The sequence below is a fragment of the Corynebacterium sp. LaCa_70 genome, assembly GCF_058182015.1.
This window is the reverse complement of the sequence record NZ_CP190914.1, coordinates 64,931-86,553: the sequence shown is the minus strand read 5'-3', so window position 1 is coordinate 86,553 and position 21,623 is coordinate 64,931. Positions and strand designations below refer to the sequence as shown.

Annotated in this window: 17 protein-coding genes; 3 read left to right on the top strand and 14 right to left on the bottom strand. The window is 52.6% G+C overall.

Annotated features, from left to right (window positions below; translation table 11 throughout):
- Positions 1-29: 29 nt before the first annotated feature.
- Together ACP8MI_RS00390 and ACP8MI_RS00385 are read right to left on the bottom strand one after the other, a co-directional pair.
- The gene (locus ACP8MI_RS00390; RefSeq protein WP_249606253.1) at positions 30-761 is read right to left on the bottom strand and encodes a hypothetical protein; all 732 of its coding nucleotides are present in this window, start codon (positions 759-761) and stop codon (positions 30-32) included.
- 104 nt (positions 762-865) lie between these two features.
- On the bottom strand, positions 866-1,192 hold the full coding sequence (locus ACP8MI_RS00385) for a 3'-5' exonuclease (RefSeq protein ID WP_239211472.1): 327 nt from the start codon (positions 1,190-1,192) through the stop codon (positions 866-868).
- Here ACP8MI_RS00385 and ACP8MI_RS00380 point away from each other — a divergent pair.
- Positions 1,181-1,471 carry an IS3 family transposase gene (locus ACP8MI_RS00380; protein WP_239211473.1) on the top strand — a complete coding sequence of 97 codons (291 nt, stop codon included), beginning with the start codon at positions 1,181-1,183 and terminating at the stop codon, positions 1,469-1,471. The two genes, ACP8MI_RS00385 and ACP8MI_RS00380, sit on opposite strands and share 12 nt — an antisense overlap.
- A 231-nt stretch (positions 1,472-1,702) precedes the next feature.
- On the opposite strand, the gene ACP8MI_RS00375 is transcribed toward ACP8MI_RS00380, so the two are convergent.
- Complete coding sequence (locus ACP8MI_RS00375) at positions 1,703-3,418, bottom strand: DUF885 domain-containing protein (RefSeq protein WP_187114722.1); 1,716 nt, start codon at positions 3,416-3,418, stop codon at positions 1,703-1,705.
- 169 nt (positions 3,419-3,587) lie between these two features.
- On the opposite strand from ACP8MI_RS00375, the gene ACP8MI_RS00370 reads away from it, so the two are divergent.
- Positions 3,588-4,826 (top strand): ROK family transcriptional regulator, encoded by a 1,239-nt coding sequence (locus tag ACP8MI_RS00370; protein WP_284589363.1) that lies wholly within the window; start codon positions 3,588-3,590, stop codon positions 4,824-4,826.
- 17 nt (positions 4,827-4,843) lie between these two features.
- Here the strand turns inward: ACP8MI_RS00370 and ACP8MI_RS00365 are convergent, their stop codons facing one another.
- The 8 genes from ACP8MI_RS00365 to ACP8MI_RS00330 all read right to left on the bottom strand — a co-directional run bounded on the left by ACP8MI_RS00365 (position 4,844) and on the right by ACP8MI_RS00330 (position 14,024).
- Positions 4,844-5,401 carry a gamma carbonic anhydrase family protein gene (locus ACP8MI_RS00365; RefSeq protein WP_147579017.1) on the bottom strand — a complete coding sequence of 186 codons (558 nt, stop codon included), beginning with the start codon at positions 5,399-5,401 and terminating at the stop codon, positions 4,844-4,846.
- Positions 5,402-5,483: 82 nt separating this feature from the next.
- The gene (locus ACP8MI_RS00360; RefSeq protein ID WP_147579016.1) at positions 5,484-6,104 is read right to left on the bottom strand and encodes an HAD family hydrolase; all 621 of its coding nucleotides are present in this window, start codon (positions 6,102-6,104) and stop codon (positions 5,484-5,486) included.
- Between the two features lie 107 nt (positions 6,105-6,211).
- On the bottom strand, positions 6,212-8,431 hold the full coding sequence (locus ACP8MI_RS00355; RefSeq protein WP_147579015.1) for a leucine-rich repeat domain-containing protein: 2,220 nt from the start codon (positions 8,429-8,431) through the stop codon (positions 6,212-6,214).
- A gap of 161 nt (positions 8,432-8,592) precedes the next feature.
- Positions 8,593-8,907, bottom strand: coding sequence for a hypothetical protein (locus ACP8MI_RS00350; protein WP_126843993.1), 315 nt, complete (start codon positions 8,905-8,907; stop codon positions 8,593-8,595).
- 113 nt (positions 8,908-9,020) lie between these two features.
- Entirely contained in the window at positions 9,021-9,878 is an 858-nt protein-coding gene (locus ACP8MI_RS00345; RefSeq protein WP_147579013.1) for a heme ABC transporter ATP-binding protein, read from the bottom strand.
- Positions 9,875-10,960 carry a FecCD family ABC transporter permease gene (locus ACP8MI_RS00340; RefSeq protein ID WP_126843995.1) on the bottom strand — a complete coding sequence of 362 codons (1,086 nt, stop codon included), beginning with the start codon at positions 10,958-10,960 and terminating at the stop codon, positions 9,875-9,877. The genes ACP8MI_RS00345 and ACP8MI_RS00340 overlap by 4 nt, the downstream gene beginning before the upstream one ends.
- A complete protein-coding gene (locus ACP8MI_RS00335; RefSeq protein ID WP_126843996.1) occupies positions 10,914-12,008 on the bottom strand; it encodes an ABC transporter substrate-binding protein in 1,095 nt (364 codons plus the stop codon). The genes ACP8MI_RS00340 and ACP8MI_RS00335 overlap by 47 nt, the downstream gene beginning before the upstream one ends.
- A gap of 108 nt (positions 12,009-12,116) precedes the next feature.
- The gene (locus ACP8MI_RS00330) at positions 12,117-14,024 is read right to left on the bottom strand and encodes an HtaA domain-containing protein (protein ID WP_239211475.1); all 1,908 of its coding nucleotides are present in this window, start codon (positions 14,022-14,024) and stop codon (positions 12,117-12,119) included.
- Positions 14,025-14,185: 161 nt separating this feature from the next.
- On the opposite strand from ACP8MI_RS00330, the gene ACP8MI_RS00325 reads away from it, so the two are divergent.
- Positions 14,186-14,770 (top strand): hypothetical protein, encoded by a 585-nt coding sequence (locus ACP8MI_RS00325; RefSeq protein WP_147579012.1) that lies wholly within the window; start codon positions 14,186-14,188, stop codon positions 14,768-14,770.
- 218 nt (positions 14,771-14,988) lie between these two features.
- Here the strand turns inward: ACP8MI_RS00325 and ACP8MI_RS00320 are convergent, their stop codons facing one another.
- The 3 genes from ACP8MI_RS00320 to ACP8MI_RS00310 form a co-directional block, all read right to left on the bottom strand.
- Positions 14,989-17,730 carry an HtaA domain-containing protein gene (locus ACP8MI_RS00320; protein WP_284589360.1) on the bottom strand — a complete coding sequence of 914 codons (2,742 nt, stop codon included), beginning with the start codon at positions 17,728-17,730 and terminating at the stop codon, positions 14,989-14,991.
- Between the two features lie 129 nt (positions 17,731-17,859).
- Positions 17,860-18,825 (bottom strand): HtaA domain-containing protein, encoded by a 966-nt coding sequence (locus tag ACP8MI_RS00315; RefSeq protein ID WP_284589359.1) that lies wholly within the window; start codon positions 18,823-18,825, stop codon positions 17,860-17,862.
- 451 nt (positions 18,826-19,276) lie between these two features.
- The gene (locus tag ACP8MI_RS00310; RefSeq protein WP_284589358.1) at positions 19,277-21,484 is read right to left on the bottom strand and encodes an HtaA domain-containing protein; all 2,208 of its coding nucleotides are present in this window, start codon (positions 21,482-21,484) and stop codon (positions 19,277-19,279) included.
- Positions 21,485-21,623 lie beyond the last annotated feature (139 nt).

Genomic DNA, 21,623 nt, shown 5'->3' with positions numbered 1-21,623 from the left:
TTTTACAAACCGGTAAAGATCGAGAGAGCCTACTTTTTAACGCCATCGATAAATTGAAAATAATAATGAACATAATTTCTTATATGGTCACGTTTTTCATCTTCGCTAACCAAATTAATTTGGAAGAAAGTCATGATTTTGCGAAAGATGGATTCCGTAGTCGCAACGTGTCGGACAGTTTTTTTAAATTCCCGCTTCACGGGTGAAGACGCCCCCACCTTATCCAGTACGGAAAGCAAAAATATCAGAATACCAAAAAGTGCGAGAAAGACGGCCATAAAACTTGGCACTTTATCCAAAGATGGTTCTCCAGAACCAGTGAATACACGAACACCAATCAAAATAGTTCCAATAATATAAAGTAAAACTACAAACACACCTAATAGCAATAAGATTGTTATAATAATTGCAATAATTGGATTTCTGATCGTAAATTTTTTACTCGAAAATTTCAATTCAAGTGCCAGGCTGTTTTTAAGATACCTTTCAAACAAGCGGTCCATTGGCGAACGATGAGACCTTCTAGAAATCATATATGGCTTATATCTATCAAACTCGCTGTTTCTAAATTTTGCTGCAATATATAGTAATACCTTTCGCTCTTCCTCTAGCTTACGCACATTGGATCGATCATTTATATGTCGGAAAAATTCATAAATTGTATAAAATAAGGTTACTGTTGCTCCTATAATTAATATTTGTTCGTCTTCACCAAAAACCCGCTCAGTAGCGCTCTCTAGCCACTCACTCACAATTTCCATGCATGGGTTATATCACAATGAAGGATCAGTAGAAACTTCCACCTGTTTCGTAGTTAATTCTTTTATTTAACCTATTTTTCGTTTTCCAATTGTAAATAATATCACTACCCCGCGATATGCTCCGCGGCCTGCGAATCCTCCGGCAGCAGGGCACTCGCCTCACCATGGGTGGTGATCACCAGCGCATCACGCGCACGCGAGGACGCCACATACAACAACGAACGCTCTTGCTGCAGCGCGGCCGCGCGGTCTTCCTCGGAAAGCCCCTGGATACGGAACCGCTGCGGCAAAATATTCTTGCCGACGCCCATCAGCAGCACGTGCGTGAACTCGAGGCCTTTCGCCCCGTGCATCGTCATCACGGACACCTGCTGGTGCGAGGCCAACTCCGCATTCCGGGTCTGCACCGCATCAATTCCATGATCGGCCAAACCGCTAACGATGCTGCTGAGCTGCCCGCGCGTCCGGCACATCACGCCGACACGCGCATCCGGGTTTTCCGCCATCCACTCGTCAATAAACAACGACGCCGCAACAAACTCGTCTGCAGCAGATTAAAAAACGAGATGTATTGCGGCAAGAGGTGGCAGAAAACCGAAGAGTTTGGCGCTGCCATTGCTGCTTATATCGAGTTTTATAACAATCATCGAATTAAAGTCAGTCTCAATGGTATGAGTATCGCGCGTTATAGCATGGCTGCGGTAGTGTGAGGTTGAAAGTGTCTAACATAACGTCCGCATCCCCTTTTAGCGTTTAACCTCCCATTCCGGGGTAACGTTTCGACAGTTAAAAAGGCCCGTACCTGCCAGTAGATACAGTGCGGGCCGAGCCGAAATTCATCGAATAATGAAGATCAGCTCCACAGATTTTATTTTACCGCGAGGCTTTGGAATCAACCATCCGGCGTTCTAGATGCCACAGCTGCCACAACCCCGCAGAACCTAGTCCAGGATCTGCTCCCGCAGAATCGACATCGGGATCGAGCCATAGCTCAACGCCTCCGCGTGGAACTGCGGCACACTCATGCCCTGCTTAACAGCAGCATCGCGCAGATCCGACCACATACGCTGGCCCAACGCGTACGACGGCGCCTGGCCTGGCCAACCCAGGTAGCGGTCCAGCTCAAACGAGAGCGTGGCCTCATCCAACGCGCAGTTATCGCGCAAGAAATTCTTGGCGTAGCACACATCCCAATGGCCCGGACCATCCGGAACCTTCTTGCCCAGGTGCATACCAATATCCAGCACCACGCGAGCCGCACGCAGACGCTGCGCATCCAGCATGCCCAGGCGGAAGCCCGGATCATCCATATAGCCCAGGTTCGCCATCAACTGCTCGGCATACAACGCCCAGCCCTCACCATGGCCGGAATTCCAACAAGCCACACGACGCCACAGGTTCAGGTTGTCCCGCTCCATCAGCGTCTGCCCCAACTGCAGGTGATGCCCCGGAACGCCTTCGTGGTACACCGTCGTCAATTCCTGCCAGGTGTGGAAGGTGGTGGTTTCCTTCGGCACCGACCACCACATGCGGCCTGGGCGCGCGAAATCATCCGACGGCGGGGTGTAGAAAATACCGCCGGTGCCAGCCGGATCAATCTTGCACTCGATGGTGCGCACCGGCTCCGGAATATCAAACTCCGTGCCATGCAACGCGGTAATCGCGGCATCGGCCTTCTCCTGCATCCACTCGACCAACGCGTCGGTGCCACGCAGCAGGTACTTCGGATCCTGATTCAGCCGACGGAAAACCTCGCGGCAATCCGTCTCGTCGTCGTAAATCTGCGCTGCGGTCTTGCTCTGCGCCTCGCTGATCTCCCGCAGCTGCTCCAGGCCCCACTGATAGGCCTCATCCAAATCGACACTATCGCCAACGAACAACCGGGAAAAACGCTCGTAGCGCTCACGGCCCACCCCATCACGGGAGCTGGACTGCGGCACCACCTCCAGCGTCAACCAATCCGCAAATTCACCAAACGCGGCTTTGGCTTCCTGCACCTCTTTACTGTGCGAATCCAGCCCCAGATCCTCCAACAGCGAACCTGGCTGCGCCAGATCCTCACACTGGTTCACCACGGCATCCACCTGGCGATACTTCGGCGCATGCCCATGCGCGCAGGCATCCTTCAGCGATTCGCGGTACCCATCCAAACTGTTGCGCACCAAGCTCAACCGGGAACGCAGATTATCCAGATCCTCGGTGGACTCATTAGGCATAAGCACCAAGGTGTCGCGGATGGTTTGGACCGGCGAGGCAATATTGTTCAGCGCCGCCTCAGTTTCACCGGCATGGTGCAGGTCCAACTCCAACAGCAGCCGATCGCGCAGCACATTCGCGGTGACATAATCGACTTCGTCGAAATCGTCGTCGTCATCCGACTCATCGGTGGCTTCGTCGAGCGCGTTGACGTCCTCGATCATCTCGCGGGTGCGGTCAGCGACAGCCTCGTAATACTCCGGGGAGAAATCCTCCAGCTTGTCGTCGTATCCCGCGATGCCCCACGCGGTGGCGTCGGTGGGGGAAAGTTCTGCTAAGTCATAGACAAAATTCTCGCAGGAAGCATCCAGCAACGACGGCGGACGCGGCTGGGTGCGGTCCTGGGTCCACTGCTGCCCGGCGCGGTTTTCGCGCACGTCTGCGGTCGGTTCGCTACTCATAGCAGGTGAGTCTAAACCTAGTAGCCTGTAAGTTTCCACCCAGGTTGGTGTTAGTCATCCCACCGTATGACCTAGCAGCTCACCCATCGATCAACCCAGCCGGGGTTTTGTGGTGTTTTCCCCTGGTCAGTAGGCGCTTGGCAGGGTGTTCATAGTATCCTGTAATGCCATGGACGCACCCGGACAAGCTACTGGCAAAGCGACTGGTAAAGCTACTGGCAACGCGGGCAACGCAGCTGAATCTTTCCCGCAACCCCAAGCATTCGGCCAACCTACCACCCCGGCTGCGAAATGCCTGTACGTAATCCGGCAGAACTCGGTGATCAGCCGCGCGGACCTGATCACCGCCACTGGTTTGTCCCAACCGACGATCACCCGGGCCATTACTACCTTGTTGGCCGAAGGCTACGTCGTCGCGCGGGAGGATCTCGCGCGCTCGCATGGCCGCGGTCGGCCCACCACGCCGGTGGAACTCGCTAAGCCGCAGTGGATGCTCGCGGGCATCGCGGTGGGCACGAAAGAGACGTTCCTGTCGGTTTTCGATATCCGTGGCCGCACGATCCGCGAGTCCACCATCGACACGCCCGTCGCACAGTTAAGTGAAAGCGACTTCATTCAGCACATCATGGCTGGGCTGCACCGCCTGGTCACGGGCTTGGAGCACACGTTGTTGTCCGTAGGCGTGACAACATCCGGTCAGGTCAGCCGCGACGGTGTGGTCAGTGCCCCGAACCTGGGTTGGGAACAGGTCGACGTCGCCGCTGCGTTGCGTTATCAGTTCTCGGTGCCGGTGTCAGTGTCGTCGGCGGTGCCAGCGATCCTGGGTTCTGAGATGCAGGCGGGTGACCTATTAGTTACGGACGACGCCAACCGCACCCTGGTGCTGTTTGCCGACGACTCCCTCGGGGCCGCATTCACCAATACCTCGGGCGTGCACCCCATCGAAACCTTGCCGACGGTCAGCGATGCCACGCTCGGGTTCGCGCAAGCCGCTCCGGAAAAATCACTGATTACCAGCTCCATCTTGGCGCGCATCACGGAGAAATTCCCGGAGTTAGATCCTGCACCGACCACCCTGGCGCAGGCCGTCGCAATGGCGGCGGACGACGAAGGTGTGCGGGATATCCTGGATGCCCGCGCTAGTGCTTTGGCGCGGCTGACGGTAAATTTGGTGGAAGAGTACAGAATTTCCACGGTGGTGGTGGCTGGTTCGGCTTTTGTGGATGATTCACGTGCGCCGAAGCTCTTTGCCGCCACCGTGCGCGCGATCATGACCACCGCCAAAGCCCCGAAGATGCGCATGATCCCCACCCACGAAGAGGTGGTGCGTTCGATTACGCGGGCGGCCGCGCTGGACCAGATGCTGCGCGAGCCGCTGGATCTGGTGCCGGAGGACAACGCGAACTAACACAGCCGTCAGGCTAATTAGCTGTAGCGGACTTCCTCGAGTGAGAGCCCAGCGCCCTCACCGTTGATTTCCTTGTGCGCCGCGGCGGTCTCGACATATTTCGCGGCGTGCGGGATAAACGCCTGGGATTCGTCGTCGGCAAGCTCCCGGCGCACCTTCGCGGGAACCCCGGCGGCCAGGACTTTGTCACCGATCTCGGCACCTTCCAGCACCACCGCACCAGCGGCGATGAGCGAACCGGCACCGATCACGGACCGCGACAACAGCGCGGATTTCATGCCGATCAGCGTGCCGTTACCCACGCGCGAGCCGTGCACCAGCGCCATGTGACCAATGGTGACGTCGTCGCCAAGCACGCAATCAGCGTCGGCGTCGACATGCAGCACCGAGTTGTCCTGGATATTAGTGCGCGCCCCGACCTTGATGCGGTTGACATCCGCGCGCAACACACACCCGTAAAACACGGACGCATCCGGGCCGATCTCCACATCACCGATCAGGGTGGCATTCGGCGCGATGAACGCAGACTCATGCACGCGCGGAGTTTTGCCGTTAAAAGGAAGAATAAGTGCCATGCCACCATGCTAGTGGGGCTGGGCTTGCCGACGCCGGGTCGCCGCACACCTGCCAACGGCCTCCCGCTTGCCGACGGCATGTTTAACGTGAAACATTATCCACGAGCTCGCAGAACTGCCCCACCCCCAGATACACCCGCGCGCGCATCCCGAGACCCGAGGCAGCCGCCAGGTGACCCTCGTTGGAGCTGATAAACATGGTTTCGCGGGCATTGGCGCCCATCGCATCGACGGCGACTTCCAGCATGCGTTCGTCGGGAAGCGCCACCCCGATATCGCCAGAAAGCACCAGTGCATGCAGCTCTTCCAGCTGCGGGTACTGGCGACGCAGGTTCTGCGACTGGCTCAAAGAACAATTTGCGGTACCACCGACGGAAATGCCGGCGTCCAGCAGGCTATCGATGCAGCCCCACACTTCCGCGTCCAGCTGGCTGCGCGGGTGGGTATCAGCGGCGATAGCCTCTGCAATATCGCAGTCCTCCAAGCCCACGCGGGCGATCATCTGCTGCCAAAACCGCTGGTCGCCAAGGTCGCCGCTGAAATATGCGGAGCGGAGCTCGCTGAAAACCTGCCAGAATTTTTGTGCCTGCGGGGCGGCTGGATCGTAAATACCGGCAGCGCGCAGCAACGCCTGGTCGCGGGGCTCACGCGGAGTGCGCACCAGCGTGCCTGGCAAATCCACCAGCAGTTTCATCTGTGCCATGCCCGCCCAGTATAGAGCGTTTAGAACATACTCTGCTGGGCGCACAGCATGAATAAACGCTCAATAGGTGGTCGCGGTAGCGTCTGACGCAAGCAGGATGATTGTATCTAGAAACGGACTCCGAAATTGTTTAAGAAATCACGGATTCGCGCACTCACCTGATCGATCCCCAGCAAATGGCCAAACTGGCTGAAGATGACTCCAAATACCGAGAGGGCTATTCCAACTGCCGCCAAGCCACCCAGCTTTGAAGTGCTAGATGATCCTAGGTTCGATGGCGCACTTGGTTCCGTCGGCTGCGTCTCATGGGTTGGCTCTGTTGGCTCCACTGGCTGCGTTTCATCGGTTGGGCCGACAGACTCTTTTTCCTCGGTGGATTCTGTTGGCTCAGCAGGTGAAGATGGCTCGGTCGTCTCGGTCTTATCCGAGGCCGATTCCGGCTCTTTTTCGACACTCAGCGTGACAGGGGTACTCTCCGCCTCACCGTGTTCATTGTGCACATGAGCCCTAATTTGCGCGGCGCTATCGTCTGCAGTTGCCACGAACTCATATTTCGCCTCGGTTGCACCGTCGATAGGCTCCCAAGCTGCAGAATCTGACTGCCGACGCTGCCACTGGATACTTGGTGCTGGATCTCCGGTGACCACGACGTGCAAGGAAATCTTTTCACCTGCCTTCACGGTAGTTTCTCCCTGCACAGGGCTAGCTTCCGGCGCGAACCCTGGAGCTGGGCGTGACTCGTCATTAGCGCGTGCACGAATCTTCCCATCTTGAATTCCAACGACCACGCTACGCAGGTCCTCATCAAAGTGTTGTGGGTCAGAAACGTAGTTTCCGTCCACTTCCAACTTCTTCAACGGGGCCCACCGGTTGTTCATAAGTGGTTCTAGCGGCGTGAAATCCTTGACGTAGTTATCGCGAAGGTTAATCGTTTGAATGCCGCGGATATTCAACGGAGCCACATCCTCGATGAAGTTGTTGCTCAGATCAACCTCTTTAAGGTATCGGTGCTGCTTGAGTGGAGCGACTTCACGGATGCGGTTATTCGCGGCGTAAAGTTTTTGCAATTCTTCATTTTCCAGCGGTAAGCCTTCCAAGGAAGTAACCCGGTTGTTGTTGACCTTCAGCGTAGACAACTCGGTCAACCCAAACAGCGGTGCCAACGAGGTGATTTGGTTGCCTTCCACATCGAGACGTTGCAGGTTCGGTTGGTAACCAATATCTGCGAGAGACCGCAGTTTCGAGTTCGTGATCGTCAGTTCTTTGATCGACTCCAGGTTCTTCAGCGGGGCAATATCGGAGATATTGCTATCGTCCAAAGTCATCCGCTCAAGTTTTGATGCGAACTCCAGCCCTTGCAGGGAATTCACCTTACCGTTGCCCTTAATCCCCTCTCCTACGCAACTGAAGCTATACAGCCGAGCCATATCCTTGCGCGTAATATCATTCCCATCCGGAATGTCGAGTTCGAAGCGGATACACTCAGCCAGGCGCGGGTCTAGCTCAACAGGGATTGCCTCGATGGAAGGGTCATCCACATGATAGTTCGGCGGACGCAAAGTCTCATATTGCTTTGGGAACAATTGCCACAGAACCGGTGCCGCTACCTTTTTATCCTGCGTGCTTGGCGTCATGCCCGCAATCTGGAAAGTCGCCACAAAGGGCTCGGCGGATTCCCCCGAATAAAATCCGACCAAGTCACGAGCAAATTCGGTGATGATCGGCTTATGCGAATAGACAAGCAGATAGCCGTCCCGGATTTCTGCCTGCAGATCCGGCATCGTCAACAAGACGTCGTCACGCTCAACGGCCTTTCCAGGATTAGCCATGGTTCCCGCGGTTTTTCCATGAACCTTGAGTTGCTTGTTAGCGAGATCCAACACTGGGTTCGCGAGAGAAACATCGAGAATTCCGCCATACTTGTTCCAGGAAACGGAACCGTCAAACTGCAATTCGGTGAGGTTCGCTAAATCGACCTCCTGCTTGCCTTTAGCTGGCCAGAACAGTGACCGGTTATGTTGATCAAGTTCAACACCACCAGCACGTGTTTCGTTTTCCTCACCGACATACTGACGGAAGCTACGGCGCCAATCGAAATTCGCTGTACCCGTTTCCAAGGTCACCGAAGTTTCAGCATCCTTTGGAAGATTTGCCGCGGCAATACCCTTGCCACTAGTTAGCGTCGAAGGCGCTTGGTTAGCTTGCTGGTCTTGTGCATTATTCTGGTGCTGTACAGTGGCCGGTTGAGCTACGGCATTGACACCGGCAGTGCTGATCAGCCCGACACAAAGCATTAGACCCAGGCTGCGTTTACTGAATTTATTCATTTTTCTCTCTTCTTTTCAATTATTATTTTCAGAGCAAACCGATTAGCCATTAGGCCTACTCAAGGCATTAACGGCAGGCAAAACCACCCGAAGGCCTCGCCCCCGTAGAGCTTTCGGCAAATAGTTCTGCAGTGAGATGTGCGTCATTTACGGGGCCGCAATTAACGTTTCAGGAAATCTAAAACTCCCGCTTTTTCCAGAATTGTGGTGATTATTGCACCCAAACTTCCCAGGGTGAATACCCCGAGCAGCACGTTCCAAACAGTAAAAAACGAAGAACCTGGAAGGTTTTCACCCTTGCCAGCAGCAGTATCGTTCATGTCCTTACTGTTTTCCGCTGCATTTTGCGCAAGCATAACAGTAGATGCCTCAGAGGAGATCGCAACAGCCTCACCGTTGGTGTCAGCACTTGCGACGTGGCTCGATCCTAGAGCCAAACTAGCTGCTACGACCGCAGCAGCGATGGTTTTCTTCATTTCATTCTCACTTCAATTGCTTAGAAACGGCTGGGTTGGCCGCCAACACGCACGAATAACCTTAGCATTAGTTAATTTAGCTTAGCAACACTTTAAATTCATAATTTTGACTGTCAACGATCCAGCAAACTGATCAAAGCCGCACTACCCTCGCTTACCTGCTGGCGGGCAGGATGCACTGTGACCAACCCATCAGACGTCGAAACGCTGATAGGCCAGCCATAAACCTCAGAGAGTGTTTCGGAGGTGTAAACCTGCTGCACAGACCCCTGTGCCGCCACGGAACCATTGGCTAAGCAGACGATGTGATCGCAATATGCCGCAGCAGCATTGAGGTCATGCAACACCATCAAGACTGCCTTGCCCGCTACTTGCGCTAACACACGAACCAGCCCCAGCACCCGTTCTTGATGTTTAATGTCTAGTGCCGCGGTCGGTTCATCCAGCATGATTACCACAGTGTCCTGGGCCAACACGCGTGCCAATGCAACTCGCGCTCGTTCACCACCAGAAAGAGTTACGATGTCGCGGCCAGCCAAGTGATGGGTTTCAGTCGCATCCAAAGCCGCATCGATTATTTTTTCGTCATCAATCGAACGTTCGCTGTCTTTCCAGGGCCGCCGTCCCATGGCCACCACATCACGTACTAAAAATTCAAAGGAAACCGAAACATCCTGCAGCATCACTGCACGCTGTCGTGCCAGTTCAGCCGGTTTAGAATTCTCTGGGTCATAGCCACAAATCCGTATGGTGCCGGATGTTAATTCAACATCCCCACAAATAGCGGCCAACAGACTGGATTTACCCGCACCATTTGGGCCAATAAGACCAGTTACTTTACCGGCTTCAGCTGCAAAAGAAACTCCGTCGAGGATGCGCTTCTGCCCGATATCCAGTACCAGGTCATTCACTTTGATCACGGGCTCGCCGGAAAATTCCGCGTCGTGACCGGGCGTTATTTGAGAATTCATCGGTGCAACCCCTTCCGCAACATGCGACGCAACAGGACAAAGAAAGTCGGTCCCCCGACTAGTGCAGTGAATATTCCAATTGGAAGATCAGCAAACGGGATCATAGTACGAGCCGCTAAATCTGCTACCCCAATCAGCACTGCTCCAGCTAAGGCAGACATTGGCAACAATACTTTGTTTTCTGGGCCAACCAATGCGCGCAATAAATGCGGAACAATCAATCCCACGAATCCAATTAGTCCAGCAAAGGCTACTGCCCCAGCTGTCAGCACCGCAGAACCTGTAATAGCGATGACCCGTAATGCCTTGACATTGATTCCAGTATGTCCGGCTGCGCGTTCGCCGAGTGCAAGAATGTCCAGCTGCGAGCCTAACCGTAATGCGATGACAATGCCCAGCAGCACGATCGGCAAAACTACCCACACGTGTTTCCACTGCGAGCCATTGAGCGAACCCATTTGCCAGAAAATAATTTGCTCACGGTTGCTGGTTGGAGCGAGGTAGACCAAGAACGAGATGATGGCACCGCACACAGCATTCACCGCGATACCGGTGAGCACCAGGTTAATTACGGCTACACGCCCGCGATTACGTGCCATTTGATAAATGATCAACGTGACCAGCACGGCACTCAAGAACGCAGCCGCAGGCACGGTGAACGTCCCGAGAATGCTGATATTAAAAACAATCACCAAGGCTGCACCGACACCAGCACCGCTCGTCACACCAATGATAGAAGGCTCCGCCAACGGATTAGCGAATACGGCTTGCATCAACGTACCAGCCACTCCAAGTGCAGCACCGACTAAAAAGCCAAGCAAAATTCGCGGAAGCCGGATTTCCCAGACCACCGATGCCGAAAGACCATCATAATTTGGGTCGCGGAAGAGGATCGCCCAAAAATCGGATAGTGGCACATAATACTGGCCGAGGATGATCGAAACCGCCGCCGTCCCCAGTAATAACGCCACTAAAACAATGCTGAGGGTGATACGTAGCTTGGTGCGTTGACGGAAAATCCCGGCCGCATGTTGCTTATTCTGATTCGGACTGGGAGCCGTCAATGCTGTTTTCTGGGTCATATGTTGCCTGCGCGAGTTTGAGAAGGGTTTGTCCTGCCAGCGGGCCGAATGCCAACGATTGACCGTCGGGAAGCGTCACAATACGGCGGTTTTGCCCCGCGATTGTTTGTGCTACCCCGGGACGTTCTAATAAGCCGTCGATTCCGCCGGTGGATTCCAAGCCTTTATTCATCATGATGATGACTTCGGGGTTAATCTGCGCCAGGGATTCTGCGTTGGCGGGAGCGGCATAGCTCAAATTGTGCTCGGTGGCCATGTCAACACCACCGATGCCCTCAATCAAATCTTTGGCACCAGTTCCTTCACCTAAGATGAAAAAGACTCCACCGTTTCCACGCGCATAGAGGAATGCCATACGCAACGGTTGCTCGGGAACAAGTTCTTCGATAGCCGCACGGTCTTTTTCCAATTCTTCAGTCGATCGCTGAGCAAGCTTGTCGCCTTCCTCTGGCAATCCCACTACCTGCGCAACAGTTTTAATGTCTTCATCAACAGAATCGATAGTGCGCGTAGGTTCCATAACAACTGTTGTTACCCCAGCGGCTCGAATTTGATCAATGGCGTCGTTGGGGCCAATGGAATGATCCACCATCACCAAAGTTGGCTGTAGATCTAGCACAGCCTCGACGTTGATGTTGTGTCCGCCCTGAGTAACCACGGGGAGATCCGACAAGATGTCTTCTGTAGAAGATACGGTGCGGCCGACGATGTTATCCGCTAATCCGAGACCGGTAAGCGTTTTTGTGTATGTGCCATAAAGATCTAGTGCCAAAATGCGTGAGACATCATCCACCACTACGTCGTGCCCATCAGCATCGGTGAGTTCCACCGGCAACATCGGAGAGACGTTATTGCTTACCGGTTCGACATCCGCAAAGCCGTCCACCCGTGATACTCCGGTAAATGAACGAGGATCCGCTAGAGAACTCGCTTCAGGCAGCTGTTCGCGCAATTGCGCGTCGGCAGATTCGTATCCACCCTGCACCCCACACGCGGCGACAGGAAATATGCAAAGCAACGCAACAAGCGCACTAAGCAGGCGTTTCATTTTAATCACACTTTCTGCAACTTTTAGTCGCATGGTCGAGCGGCTATTAATAAACCGCTCCCTCACGAGGCAAAGGAATTTCTGGGGTTCGGGGTCGGTGCTCAGAAATTACGATGGGTTAGACATCACCAGGCGTCCCATGGACCCGCCGGCAATAACCAAACCAGCGATGAAGATCAGCAGATAAGCCATCGGATCGCCATTCAGCAAGCTGGATTCACCTGCTGCCTGGGACTTCACTTTGAACTTGCCTGAGCCATCTTCATAGCCTTGCGACGAGCTTTCTCCGCTAGCATCGCTTCCCAAGGCTGAGCCCATTCCACCTGCCCCGCCTGCAAGTTTTTCTGCAGCGGCATTGCGTGCTTTTTGGGCATTCTGGCCAGAGTTTCCACCGTTCGTACCGCCTGAAGCATTGCTGCCTCCAACTGCGTTACAGTCGCCAGTACCTCCCAGCTGAGCACTAAAGCTCAGTGGCGCCAATTCCAAACCAACCTCATAGAAATCCGCAAACGCTTTTGCACCAGTGGCTGTCAAAAATACTCGTGCTTCACCGTTTACTGCCGAATCATTCACATCCAAAGAAGTGAAGGTTAAATCGCCGAGTGCAACGCGACCATAATCGGTTTTGTTACCTTCCATATCAGAGGACCGGACGTTAGCGATGAGCTTGCCCGAATTACCATTGAAGCTAATCTCTAGGTTTGAGATATTGAGATCCAGAATGCCCTTGTGGCCAGTAAACTGCATCGCACCGCCATAGTTTATGGAACCGCGCCCAGCGCCCGTGTCCACATTTCCGGAGTTACCGCTAAATTGGTAGCGCTGATTTTGGTATCCCACACCATCAAGGTCCCAACGCCCTTTCGCGATAGAACCAGTGATATAGGACTGGAATGATTCTTTCAGACCCCAGGCAGCGGAAGCTGAAGTAACTGACTTCGCATCGACGCACTGTTCACCAGCGCCTGCTCCGCCTTCAGCCAAATTGGCACCGCCAGTGGCTCCAGCCCCGCCGCCAGCTACACCGCTACGGGACGTTCCACCCGCACCACCAGCAGCACCTGCTCCACCGGATGCGCCGCCAGAAGCTCCGCCGCGGCCAGCAGCTCCGCCTGCACCGTTACCACCAGAGTTAGCGCCTGCTCCACCGGAAGCAGCTCCTCCAGCACCGCCAGTGGATCCACCATTGCCAGAAGTGGAGTTACCGCCTTTCGACGCACTCTTTCCGTAATTACGGAAAGACTCTAATTCGTCGAGAAATGCCTGGCTGTTACCCATGAACGTCGTAACACCGTTCAACGTATCATTGGTCTCTTTGAGTACATCTACGGCTTTCTTATTAAAGCCAGTAAAAGTGCCAGTGATCGTCGTCAAGGTGCGCTTGTTGCCGCCAGATTTGTCGTTGCTGCCAGAACTTGAAGAACAGCTTCCATCAGTCTTGACGACGCCACGGGTAGGATCCAGCTGAGTACCTGCTTTATATGCCAAGAATAGGTCGGCTCCACCCGGCGTAATAGTGGTAGAACCGGAGAGGTCGACCGAACCCGCTTGTGGGTCTACGGGGTTATTGAGAGCAATAGTCGCAATTGGCACATTGTCACCGGTTATTTGCGCACCGCGTTTCGAGGTGTCAACCATGTCCGACTCGTAAGAAACGTAGTCCACGATGATCTCAGCAGTGTTTCCTTGAGCACGAACTTTCCAGTCGGACATTGTCATATCTAACAAGTCGTCGCCACCGTAGTTGTGGCCATTAAACCGAAGCGTGCCGTCAAAAGGAATTGTTACCGAGTCGCCATCCACGACAGCTTTTTGTGGTGTGAAAACAAAGGCACCATCTACTCCAGTTTCCGGCCCGTCGAAGCCAATACCATCGGCTCCCCAGCCACCATGAGCAGCACCTTCTTTAATGTATTGGCGATAACTGTGCTTTACCCCCCAGTAAAAACCGCATTGGCCCTGTGCATGAGCTGTGGGCGGATTCCATAGGATGATTGCAAATGCTGTTAATAGCATCAATGCTCCGGTGCTTATCACCACTGTTAGTTTCCGCGCTACAGTTTCCACCCTTGCTCGCTCCTTATACTGCTCGAATTGATGTTGACGAGCAACTTCATACTAAATTAGGCTTACTTTAATCAATAAAGGCTAGCGTAGCAATATGAAGCGAGGGAATCATGACTACCACCGAAGATTTCAGCCGTCTATATCCAGATATTGACCCCAACACAGGATTTCCGCTATCTGTGATGGAAAGGACGGCGTTAAGTCTTTCCACAGGAATTATTGCGTTTGGCGTCGTAACAGCGGAGATAATCGTCGCAGCCGTTGGCCTAGTACTCATCGTCGTGACTGCTCTTATCGTCGCACAAAAGACTGCACGACGTGTGCGCAATGAGGCTCGGACCCGGTTTCCAGGAGTGGATTGGGTAGAATTCCGCAAAGCACGTGATCTTAACTTGGGGCTTTACATCCCCATGACTTGGGCAGTGATCATCGCCGTGTCCTTAGCTGGTTTTTGGTGGATCCCGGCGAACTATGCCGTTGTTGGGGGGATCATCATCGGAATTTTTTCTGCGGCATTGCTCTGGTTCATGCCTGGACTCAGCCCGCTGTGGGGGAATTCTAAACGTGCAGATGATGATAATGCGCGACACCAGAAGTCTTCTTTTTTCCGCAAAAACAAGAAGGTAACAGCTCTGCAGGATGCTGGACAACCAGCTGTTAATCACCACACAGAACAATTTCCAGCCGTCAACTAACACGACGAATCATTATTGCTCAGTCGTGTGCGTGGCAGCTGTCGTCTGCACGACAAGTAGATTCAGCTATCCGGGATCCGCGACCGACATTCTCTTTCGGCAACATCTTGGCGGGCGATAATTTTATTTGTCGCCTGCTGAAAACACCATCGCTGCAGTAATTGACCTAGCAAGCGATGGTGTTAACTTTTGCCGTAGGCCAAAGCCAAACGACAATGCTATTTAATCCATGGCAATGGCGGAAATACCTGGCGCAGCTGAGGATATACGTTTAAAACCAGGTTAAAGACTGTCGCTATTGCGGCAATAATGGCACCAATAGAAGTGGTGGCTCCAAAAAGGATGGTCCACCAAGGAATCTTCGTCGTGTTTTCGTTCCCGCTTTCAGCCCCTGCCCCATCGTCAGGTTGTTTTTCGTTTTCCAAATCAGTTCCAGCGGCTGGAGCCGTCGTCTCGTCTGTTCCTTCTCCTACAACGCCATCTTCTTGCTGAGCGCCAACCGTCAAAGTAGCAGCATTTGTGTAGTTGTCACCTGATGGATTTATGGCTTTGGCGCGAATGCGCAGACCATCAATCTCCGGGGTTGCAGAAAGGAAATCCAAGGTAGAAACATTTTGTTCGGTACTGATAATGACATCATCGTCAGCGTTAATATCCAGCCAAACGCCATTGTGCTGCAGCTGCCAAATTACTGTCTCAATCGCTGGCGCATTCGCAAATTCGGCACGGAAACTGGCTTTCTGTCCAGCCTCTACCTTTACAGGACTAGGATGCTCGCTGATCTGAGGCGCCCCGGATACCGAAATGGTTGCAGGTTGTGACGCGATATCCCCTTGCTCTGTCCTCTCGACGGCACGAATGCGCGCACCATCATCTGCAACGGTCACACCTAAGTCGACCTCATCCCCCTCGTGACCAGAAATGTCTGTGAATGAGTCCTCACCAGCACGTTGAATCTGCCAAACTCGAGAGGTTTCTAAGTCGGTGGCGGTAGCGGTGGCACTAAGTGATGCAGTTCCATTGGACTCTCGCCCTAAGTTAACACTGACATCTGCCGGGTGGGTCTGAAAACTTGGTGTAACACCTGCGAGCTCAAACTTCCGTAGCGATGGCTTATTAGTCCCGGGTTCTACCCCTTGGAAAACCACAGATCCATCAGCAAGCAATGACAAAGGGAAAGGTGCCAACGGTGTGAAGTTTTGATGAGCAGTATCCGGGAAACGATACTGGTGGATCAACTTCTCATTGCGTAATACACTCAGTGCCTTATCCCGGCCCAAAAGATACTGGAAGTTACGTTCAGAATCTTCCACGGCACCAAATACCGCAGTGTTTTGCCAATCTGGCAACGTAAAAGCAGGACCTGCTTCTGCCTCTTCATCTTCTTCAGTGACTACCTGTAAATCTCCGTAAAATAGCTCACCAGTAGACAACAGAATTTTATTACTTGTAAGTGGCATCGCCAAGGAGTAGCTCGTTCCGGTTGGAGCTTGATTTACCGGTACCGTGTTATCAATCGCTTTCGGCCAGACTTTCTTACCAAATCGTTCGAGCAGAAACGCAGGCATACCCTTGCGAGAATTATTGTTCGCAGTAATATAAGTGCCGCCAAATGCCGCTATATACGTGCCATCCGGCATTGGGATTAAGTTTTGATCTGGTACTTCCTCAAAACCGAACATGCTAGGGCTGATCGTGAAGTCCGACGTTTCTCCTAGGTTGCGGCCGCGTAATTCCATTTGTTCTTCCGAAATTGAGCCATCCACCGCGGAGACAAACACAAAATCGACGCGACGTGGACTGTTAGTCGCGGTATCAAATGCAAGCACCACTTCTTGTTGGTAAGAATCCCACACCATGGAACCAATCCGACGCCGATCCGGATTGTCCGGAATCTCGGCAGCAGTTGCAATCTCAAAGCTCTGCGATTCCGGGCGGAATTGTGCCTTCTTGATGGTCACATTGCGGATTTCTGTGCGATCTTCGCCGATAGAAAAGTCAGTGAAATAAAACGCTTTATTCTCGCCATCATAAGCAAAACGCGCAGAGGATTGGTGATCAATGGGTAATCGGACGGAAGCAACTTCATTCAATTCAGAATCGAGTCGACGCAACATTACCGCAGGATTTTGCGATGAAATATTGTCCATTTCCGCAACCATCAGAGCATTTTTATCTGCATCACTGTAGACCGCAAAGGGTTGATCCGATGTCGAGCCACTGGCCCAAGATGTACCTGGGCGTAATAGTGGAATTCCCGCAGCGAGCTCAGGCCGTGAAGTATTGGGCTTACCACCAGGACCTTGATAGTTAATCGTTACCGGGTCGATTGGGGTTCCAATTTTGTACAACGAAACGAGGTCAGATTGCACCGCGGGGATGCGATCCCAAGTAGTGGTTCCGTCCACCTGTTGTGGATTCGTATCGGCGATATTTAGACTGGCGTAGGTTCCGCTAGCCTCCTCTCGTTCACCATCAGAGCGTTTATTGCCAGAATAGCTCAGCTCGATGCTTTGCTTTTCCGGTGAAATGACAATACTCACGTCCTTAAACGTAGAGTCCAGCAAGGTGCTCGCATCTTCTTGCTCGTATTTCCGGAAGCGGACCTCACCCGAAGTGTGCAATCGCAACGAATTTGTTTTCGGATCAAACGTGCCACTAGTGATTGGCCAAGAAAATTCACCAGACGGCAAGACCTCCACACCACCACTGGTAGTTATGTGATCTGTGCCGACATATTCTCGCCAGCTTTTGAGGATTCCCCAAGTAATCGAACCCCCAGATACGTCTATTAGATTTTCGGCAGGTTTGTTTTCATTAATATTTTGAGTCTCTTGCGCTATTGCATTAGGGGCTACAGCACTCGAGGCAATCGTGACAGCAAACAAGCTCAATAAAGCACAGCTGATCAGCATGATGGTACTACTGGCGTCACGTAACCAACGATAAGCTTTGAACACTATTGTTATCTCACTTTTGGAATAGTAAGTTCACATGGAAAAAGCCCGCTAGAACTAAATAAGCGGGCTTGAGGTTTCGACCACAATGGCCGAATTATTCATTCTCAGGAATCGATTGAGAATTATTCCTTAGAACGGGAATTTAATCCCCAGCTGCTTGAACACATCAGCGTGTTGCAGTAGCCCCAGGATGGCAGCGCCGATTCCACCGATTACAGCGAGCGAAGGAATGATCTTCGTAAAAAGGTCGCTGTTGAGGTCAACATTGGAGCTAGAGCTGGAAAGATTAGGTTTTGGATTCTCCTTGGAAGGATCAGCTGGCTTTGGCTGTTCTTTCGACGGTACAGACGGCTTCGATTCTTCCTTGGAAGGGGCGGCTGGCTTTGACTGCTCCTTCGACGGGGCAGCTGGCTGTGACTCTTCCTTGGAAGGCTCGGCTGGCTGTGAGGCTGGTTTATCCTCAAAATTCACCACGAAATCAACCGGCGCCGCTTCGTTTCCTGCTGCATACTTCGGAGAGAACTTACCAAAAACGTCAGTAGAGCCCTTACCGTGGATGGTCTTAACATCCTGGAGATTAATATTTTCAGCGGTGGTTAGCGGGCCAGAAAGAGTGAAGGTTGCCAGGACGGCGTCATCAAACTTTTCGTCAAGAGGACCTTGCGCCTCTTTATTAGGGTTCAACCCCTTAACGTGCATGTCAGCTAGAATCTGGCCTGCAGTTCCCTGGGTCTTAATTGTGACATCATTCATCGTCACATCAAGACCCGGCGGGTTGAAACTCTTATGACCGACCATTTGTGCAGTGCCGTCAAATTTCAACGTTGCTTGATCATTTGCAATTGTAGATTCGCCAGCATTTAGAAGGAACTGCAACTCCTCGTTATTCTCAGGTCCAATTAGTTTCGCACCTTCGCTAGTCTTAACTTCTCCTTGCGCAAAACCATGAAGGAGATACGACATCCAGCTATCCCTGATTCCCCAGGTCATTGAGCCATCTTTAATGCTCTTTTCTGCAGCAAACGCCTGAGGGGCAGCAATCCCCGTACCCGCAACCGCAAAAACGGTTAGCGCTGCTAATGTTTGAACCTTCACGATCCAACTTCCTCCCTTAAAACTGTAGCATAACCTTCTGTTATACACCTTAGGCTAACTTGATAATAGATAGTCAAGTTAAATTTAGCAATACCTTAAACAATGGTTGTTGAGACGCTTAGATGAACTTCACATTTTGCTGATAATCCTGCTGAAGCAGTGCAGTTTCTCTGGCTTATCTTTTAGTGGAGCGCGCAGGCCGGGGCTCTCAAACCTCATCAACTATGTCCAACCCTGGAGCTGTGCGAACCGTCTAACGCAATTGTGTGCATTATCGACAGAATCCACCCGACAAAAGCCTAGGTAGGCGTAGGAGTATCGCCTTCACAAATCGCACGGCCTGCAGCATCTCCAAGGTTATTTAGCCGAGTCAGTTAGGTAATATCGGCATTCGTCTCCAACGAAGGCCTCTGCGGCTAGGGCTTGTGCGCTGTCTAGCCGGGAGATCTTATTAGGATGACAATCCGTTACCCAGCTTGAAGAGCCAATTGAACAACTGGCTAAACAACTGGCCAAGCTTCTCAAATCCGCTCGAGAAGAAGCCAGTGATGCGCTCCCAGATGCTTGGCAACTTCTTGGAATCCTTGTCCTTCTTGTCGCCCTGCTCTTTGTTGTCATCAGCAGATGGCTTCTGCTCATCGACGGACTCTTGCTCGGTTGGCTCGGTTTGTTCGGTCGATGGCTTAGACTCTTCACCGGCTGGTTTCTCAGGCTTCGCTTCGCCGGCTGGTTTCTCAGCCTCGCCGTTACCTGCTGGGTCTGCTGGCTCTACTGGGCTCTCCGGCTCTACCTGCTGGGTGTGGTCGCCGACGTCTGGGTTGTTCGGATCCAAACGCAGGATGACAGCGTGCTCAAGGTACGTCTCATTGTCCGTCTCGATGGAATAGGCCAGCAGCTTATTCTTCCATTGCAGAAGGTTCGTGTGCTCTTTCTTCGACGTATCCTTTTGATTCGGCAAGCTAATGCTATCGGTAATTTCTTTGTCCACTGGGTTCACCCAACTCAACATAGAATTCGACTCATTTGCCACCAATGCCTGGCCATTAACAAATGTAACTTCAGATACCGACTTCAAATCACCAATCGGACCACGCACCGACTGTGGCTTCAGTGCACCCTCTTCATAACGGAAGAACTGCATACCGGGATTGCCATGGTCGTGGCTGTAAAACGCTACGTTCGAGCCATCAGTAGCCATCTTTGTAGCGTAGGTAGCGCCATCTGCCTTGGTTCCCAAGTGGGTGCCACCCTCAGCGAGCTTGGCTGTACCATCCGGTTGAATCAACACAGGAGGCACGCGGTAGCTGCCATTATTTTCCAGGGATACCGCAGACGCAGGTAGATACAAGATATTTCCATCTGGCATGACGTTCATACTCGTTGGCAAACCGACGATTCCAGTTTCACCATAGAAATCTTTGTTGAACCCTTTGCCATACAAGAAGATTTCTTCATCGTGGGCTTTTACTACTTCTTGCGGTGCGGTTAACGGCGCAACGGTTTTCTCACCAGATGCGGTAACCCAAGTTAACGTGGAGTCGGTGTCATTGGTACCGCGTGCGATTATTCCCACACGATCCTTGGCAGCGTCATAAGCGATACCAGCAGGTTCAATTCCAATACCTTCTGCAATGATCTGCGGCTCGGACCAGCCTTCTGGAGTCGCCGTTGCAGCCTTCAAAGTCTGGCTCTCGACCCAATAAATGCGGTTTTCCGCACCTTTTGTGAACAAAAGTGCTTGGTTATGCGCCAGTGGAGTTTCCAGAGGTGTACTAATTGCTTGCATGGTCGCAGGATCAATAAGTTCTACCGCTGCTTTAGATTCGGCTCCCACACGGGTAGCCAGCGCGACGTAATCCTTCAGCCCGAGCATGGTGTCGGCGTCAACTTCTTGGCTAGACCGGAAGCTCCCACCGATGGTCAGTGGCGCCGAGTCATTGCCCGGACGTGCGCCTGCACCATCATATTCAAAGCTCAGAGGAGCCAGCGGGCCACCCAAATCATAGAAGTTCGAGAAGGTTCGCACGCCATCTTCAGTCAGCGAGGTGTTGATACCACTCCAGGAAACCTTGCCGTCATTCTCTTCAAACTTTGCAGTCTTGGTCCAGGCCTGAGCGATCTTGGCATCGTCTTTTTGGAAAATTTCCCCGCTTGGGTACTGCTTGGAACGCACGTCCGCTTCCACGTAGGAGCCTTCTGGGCTCAACACGATCGTGGGATCTTTGATGGTCAGCTCCAGCGCACAGTTTCCGCGCTTAGCTTCGCGACCCTCGCAGTACTTGAAATACTCGATGCTGCCTTCAAATTCCGCCCGGGTGATCTTTGTCGCGTCCTCGAAGCTCGCATTTTTCAAGTTGAACTTGTAGTACTGCTCAACGGTGTCGCTTTGCGACGATGGCGTCGTGGTGCCGTTGGAGTAGATCTTGGTGGCACCACCAGTGACATTGGTTGCACCCAAGGAATAGCGCAGGAAGGAGTCGCGCAATGCCCAGTTTAAGCTGCCTTTTCCACTCTCGGCAGCGACACCTTGAGCTTGTTCGGCACCAACGGGCGCTAGTTCCGTTTGCGCTGCAGCGATTGGCGAAAACGCAGGGACCAAGCTGAACAGCCCCAACGCGATACCCACCGAGCTGATTCGGCGGGATTTTTTAGCTGCCACAATCATCTCCTCGAAATACAATAGTGCGAACTTACATAACCGAAGAAAGGTTAACCTATAGCTGTAAATTAAGTAAGGATTAACTATAAAGAATACCCCCAGGTACCCCCACAAAATAGGGGCATCTGAGGGTGTAATT

What these genes read in the sequence shown, in the direction of transcription:
- ACP8MI_RS00365 (WP_147579017.1), bottom strand. Translation starts at nt 5,401, where the DNA reads ATGGCACTTATTCTTCCTTTTAACGGCAAAACTCCGCGCGTGCATGAG.
- ACP8MI_RS00370 (WP_284589363.1), top strand. Translation starts at nt 3,588, where the DNA reads ATGGACGCACCCGGACAAGCTACTGGCAAAGCGACTGGTAAAGCTACT.
- ACP8MI_RS00345 (WP_147579013.1), bottom strand. Translation starts at nt 9,878, where the DNA reads ATGAATTCTCAAATAACGCCCGGTCACGACGCGGAATTTTCCGGCGAG.
- ACP8MI_RS00390 (WP_249606253.1), bottom strand. Translation starts at nt 761, where the DNA reads ATGGAAATTGTGAGTGAGTGGCTAGAGAGCGCTACTGAGCGGGTTTTT.
- ACP8MI_RS00335 (WP_126843996.1), bottom strand. Translation starts at nt 12,008, where the DNA reads ATGAAACGCCTGCTTAGTGCGCTTGTTGCGTTGCTTTGCATATTTCCT.
- ACP8MI_RS00340 (WP_126843995.1), bottom strand. Translation starts at nt 10,960, where the DNA reads ATGACCCAGAAAACAGCATTGACGGCTCCCAGTCCGAATCAGAATAAG.
- ACP8MI_RS00330 (WP_239211475.1), bottom strand. Translation starts at nt 14,024, where the DNA reads ATGCTATTAACAGCATTTGCAATCATCCTATGGAATCCGCCCACAGCT.
- ACP8MI_RS00325 (WP_147579012.1), top strand. Translation starts at nt 14,186, where the DNA reads ATGACTACCACCGAAGATTTCAGCCGTCTATATCCAGATATTGACCCC.
- ACP8MI_RS00375 (WP_187114722.1), bottom strand. Translation starts at nt 3,418, where the DNA reads ATGAGTAGCGAACCGACCGCAGACGTGCGCGAAAACCGCGCCGGGCAG.
- ACP8MI_RS00355 (WP_147579015.1), bottom strand. Translation starts at nt 8,431, where the DNA reads ATGAATAAATTCAGTAAACGCAGCCTGGGTCTAATGCTTTGTGTCGGG.
- ACP8MI_RS00380 (WP_239211473.1), top strand. Translation starts at nt 1,181, where the DNA reads ATGATCGGCCAAACCGCTAACGATGCTGCTGAGCTGCCCGCGCGTCCG.
- ACP8MI_RS00360 (WP_147579016.1), bottom strand. Translation starts at nt 6,104, where the DNA reads ATGGCACAGATGAAACTGCTGGTGGATTTGCCAGGCACGCTGGTGCGC.
- ACP8MI_RS00350 (WP_126843993.1), bottom strand. Translation starts at nt 8,907, where the DNA reads ATGAAGAAAACCATCGCTGCTGCGGTCGTAGCAGCTAGTTTGGCTCTA.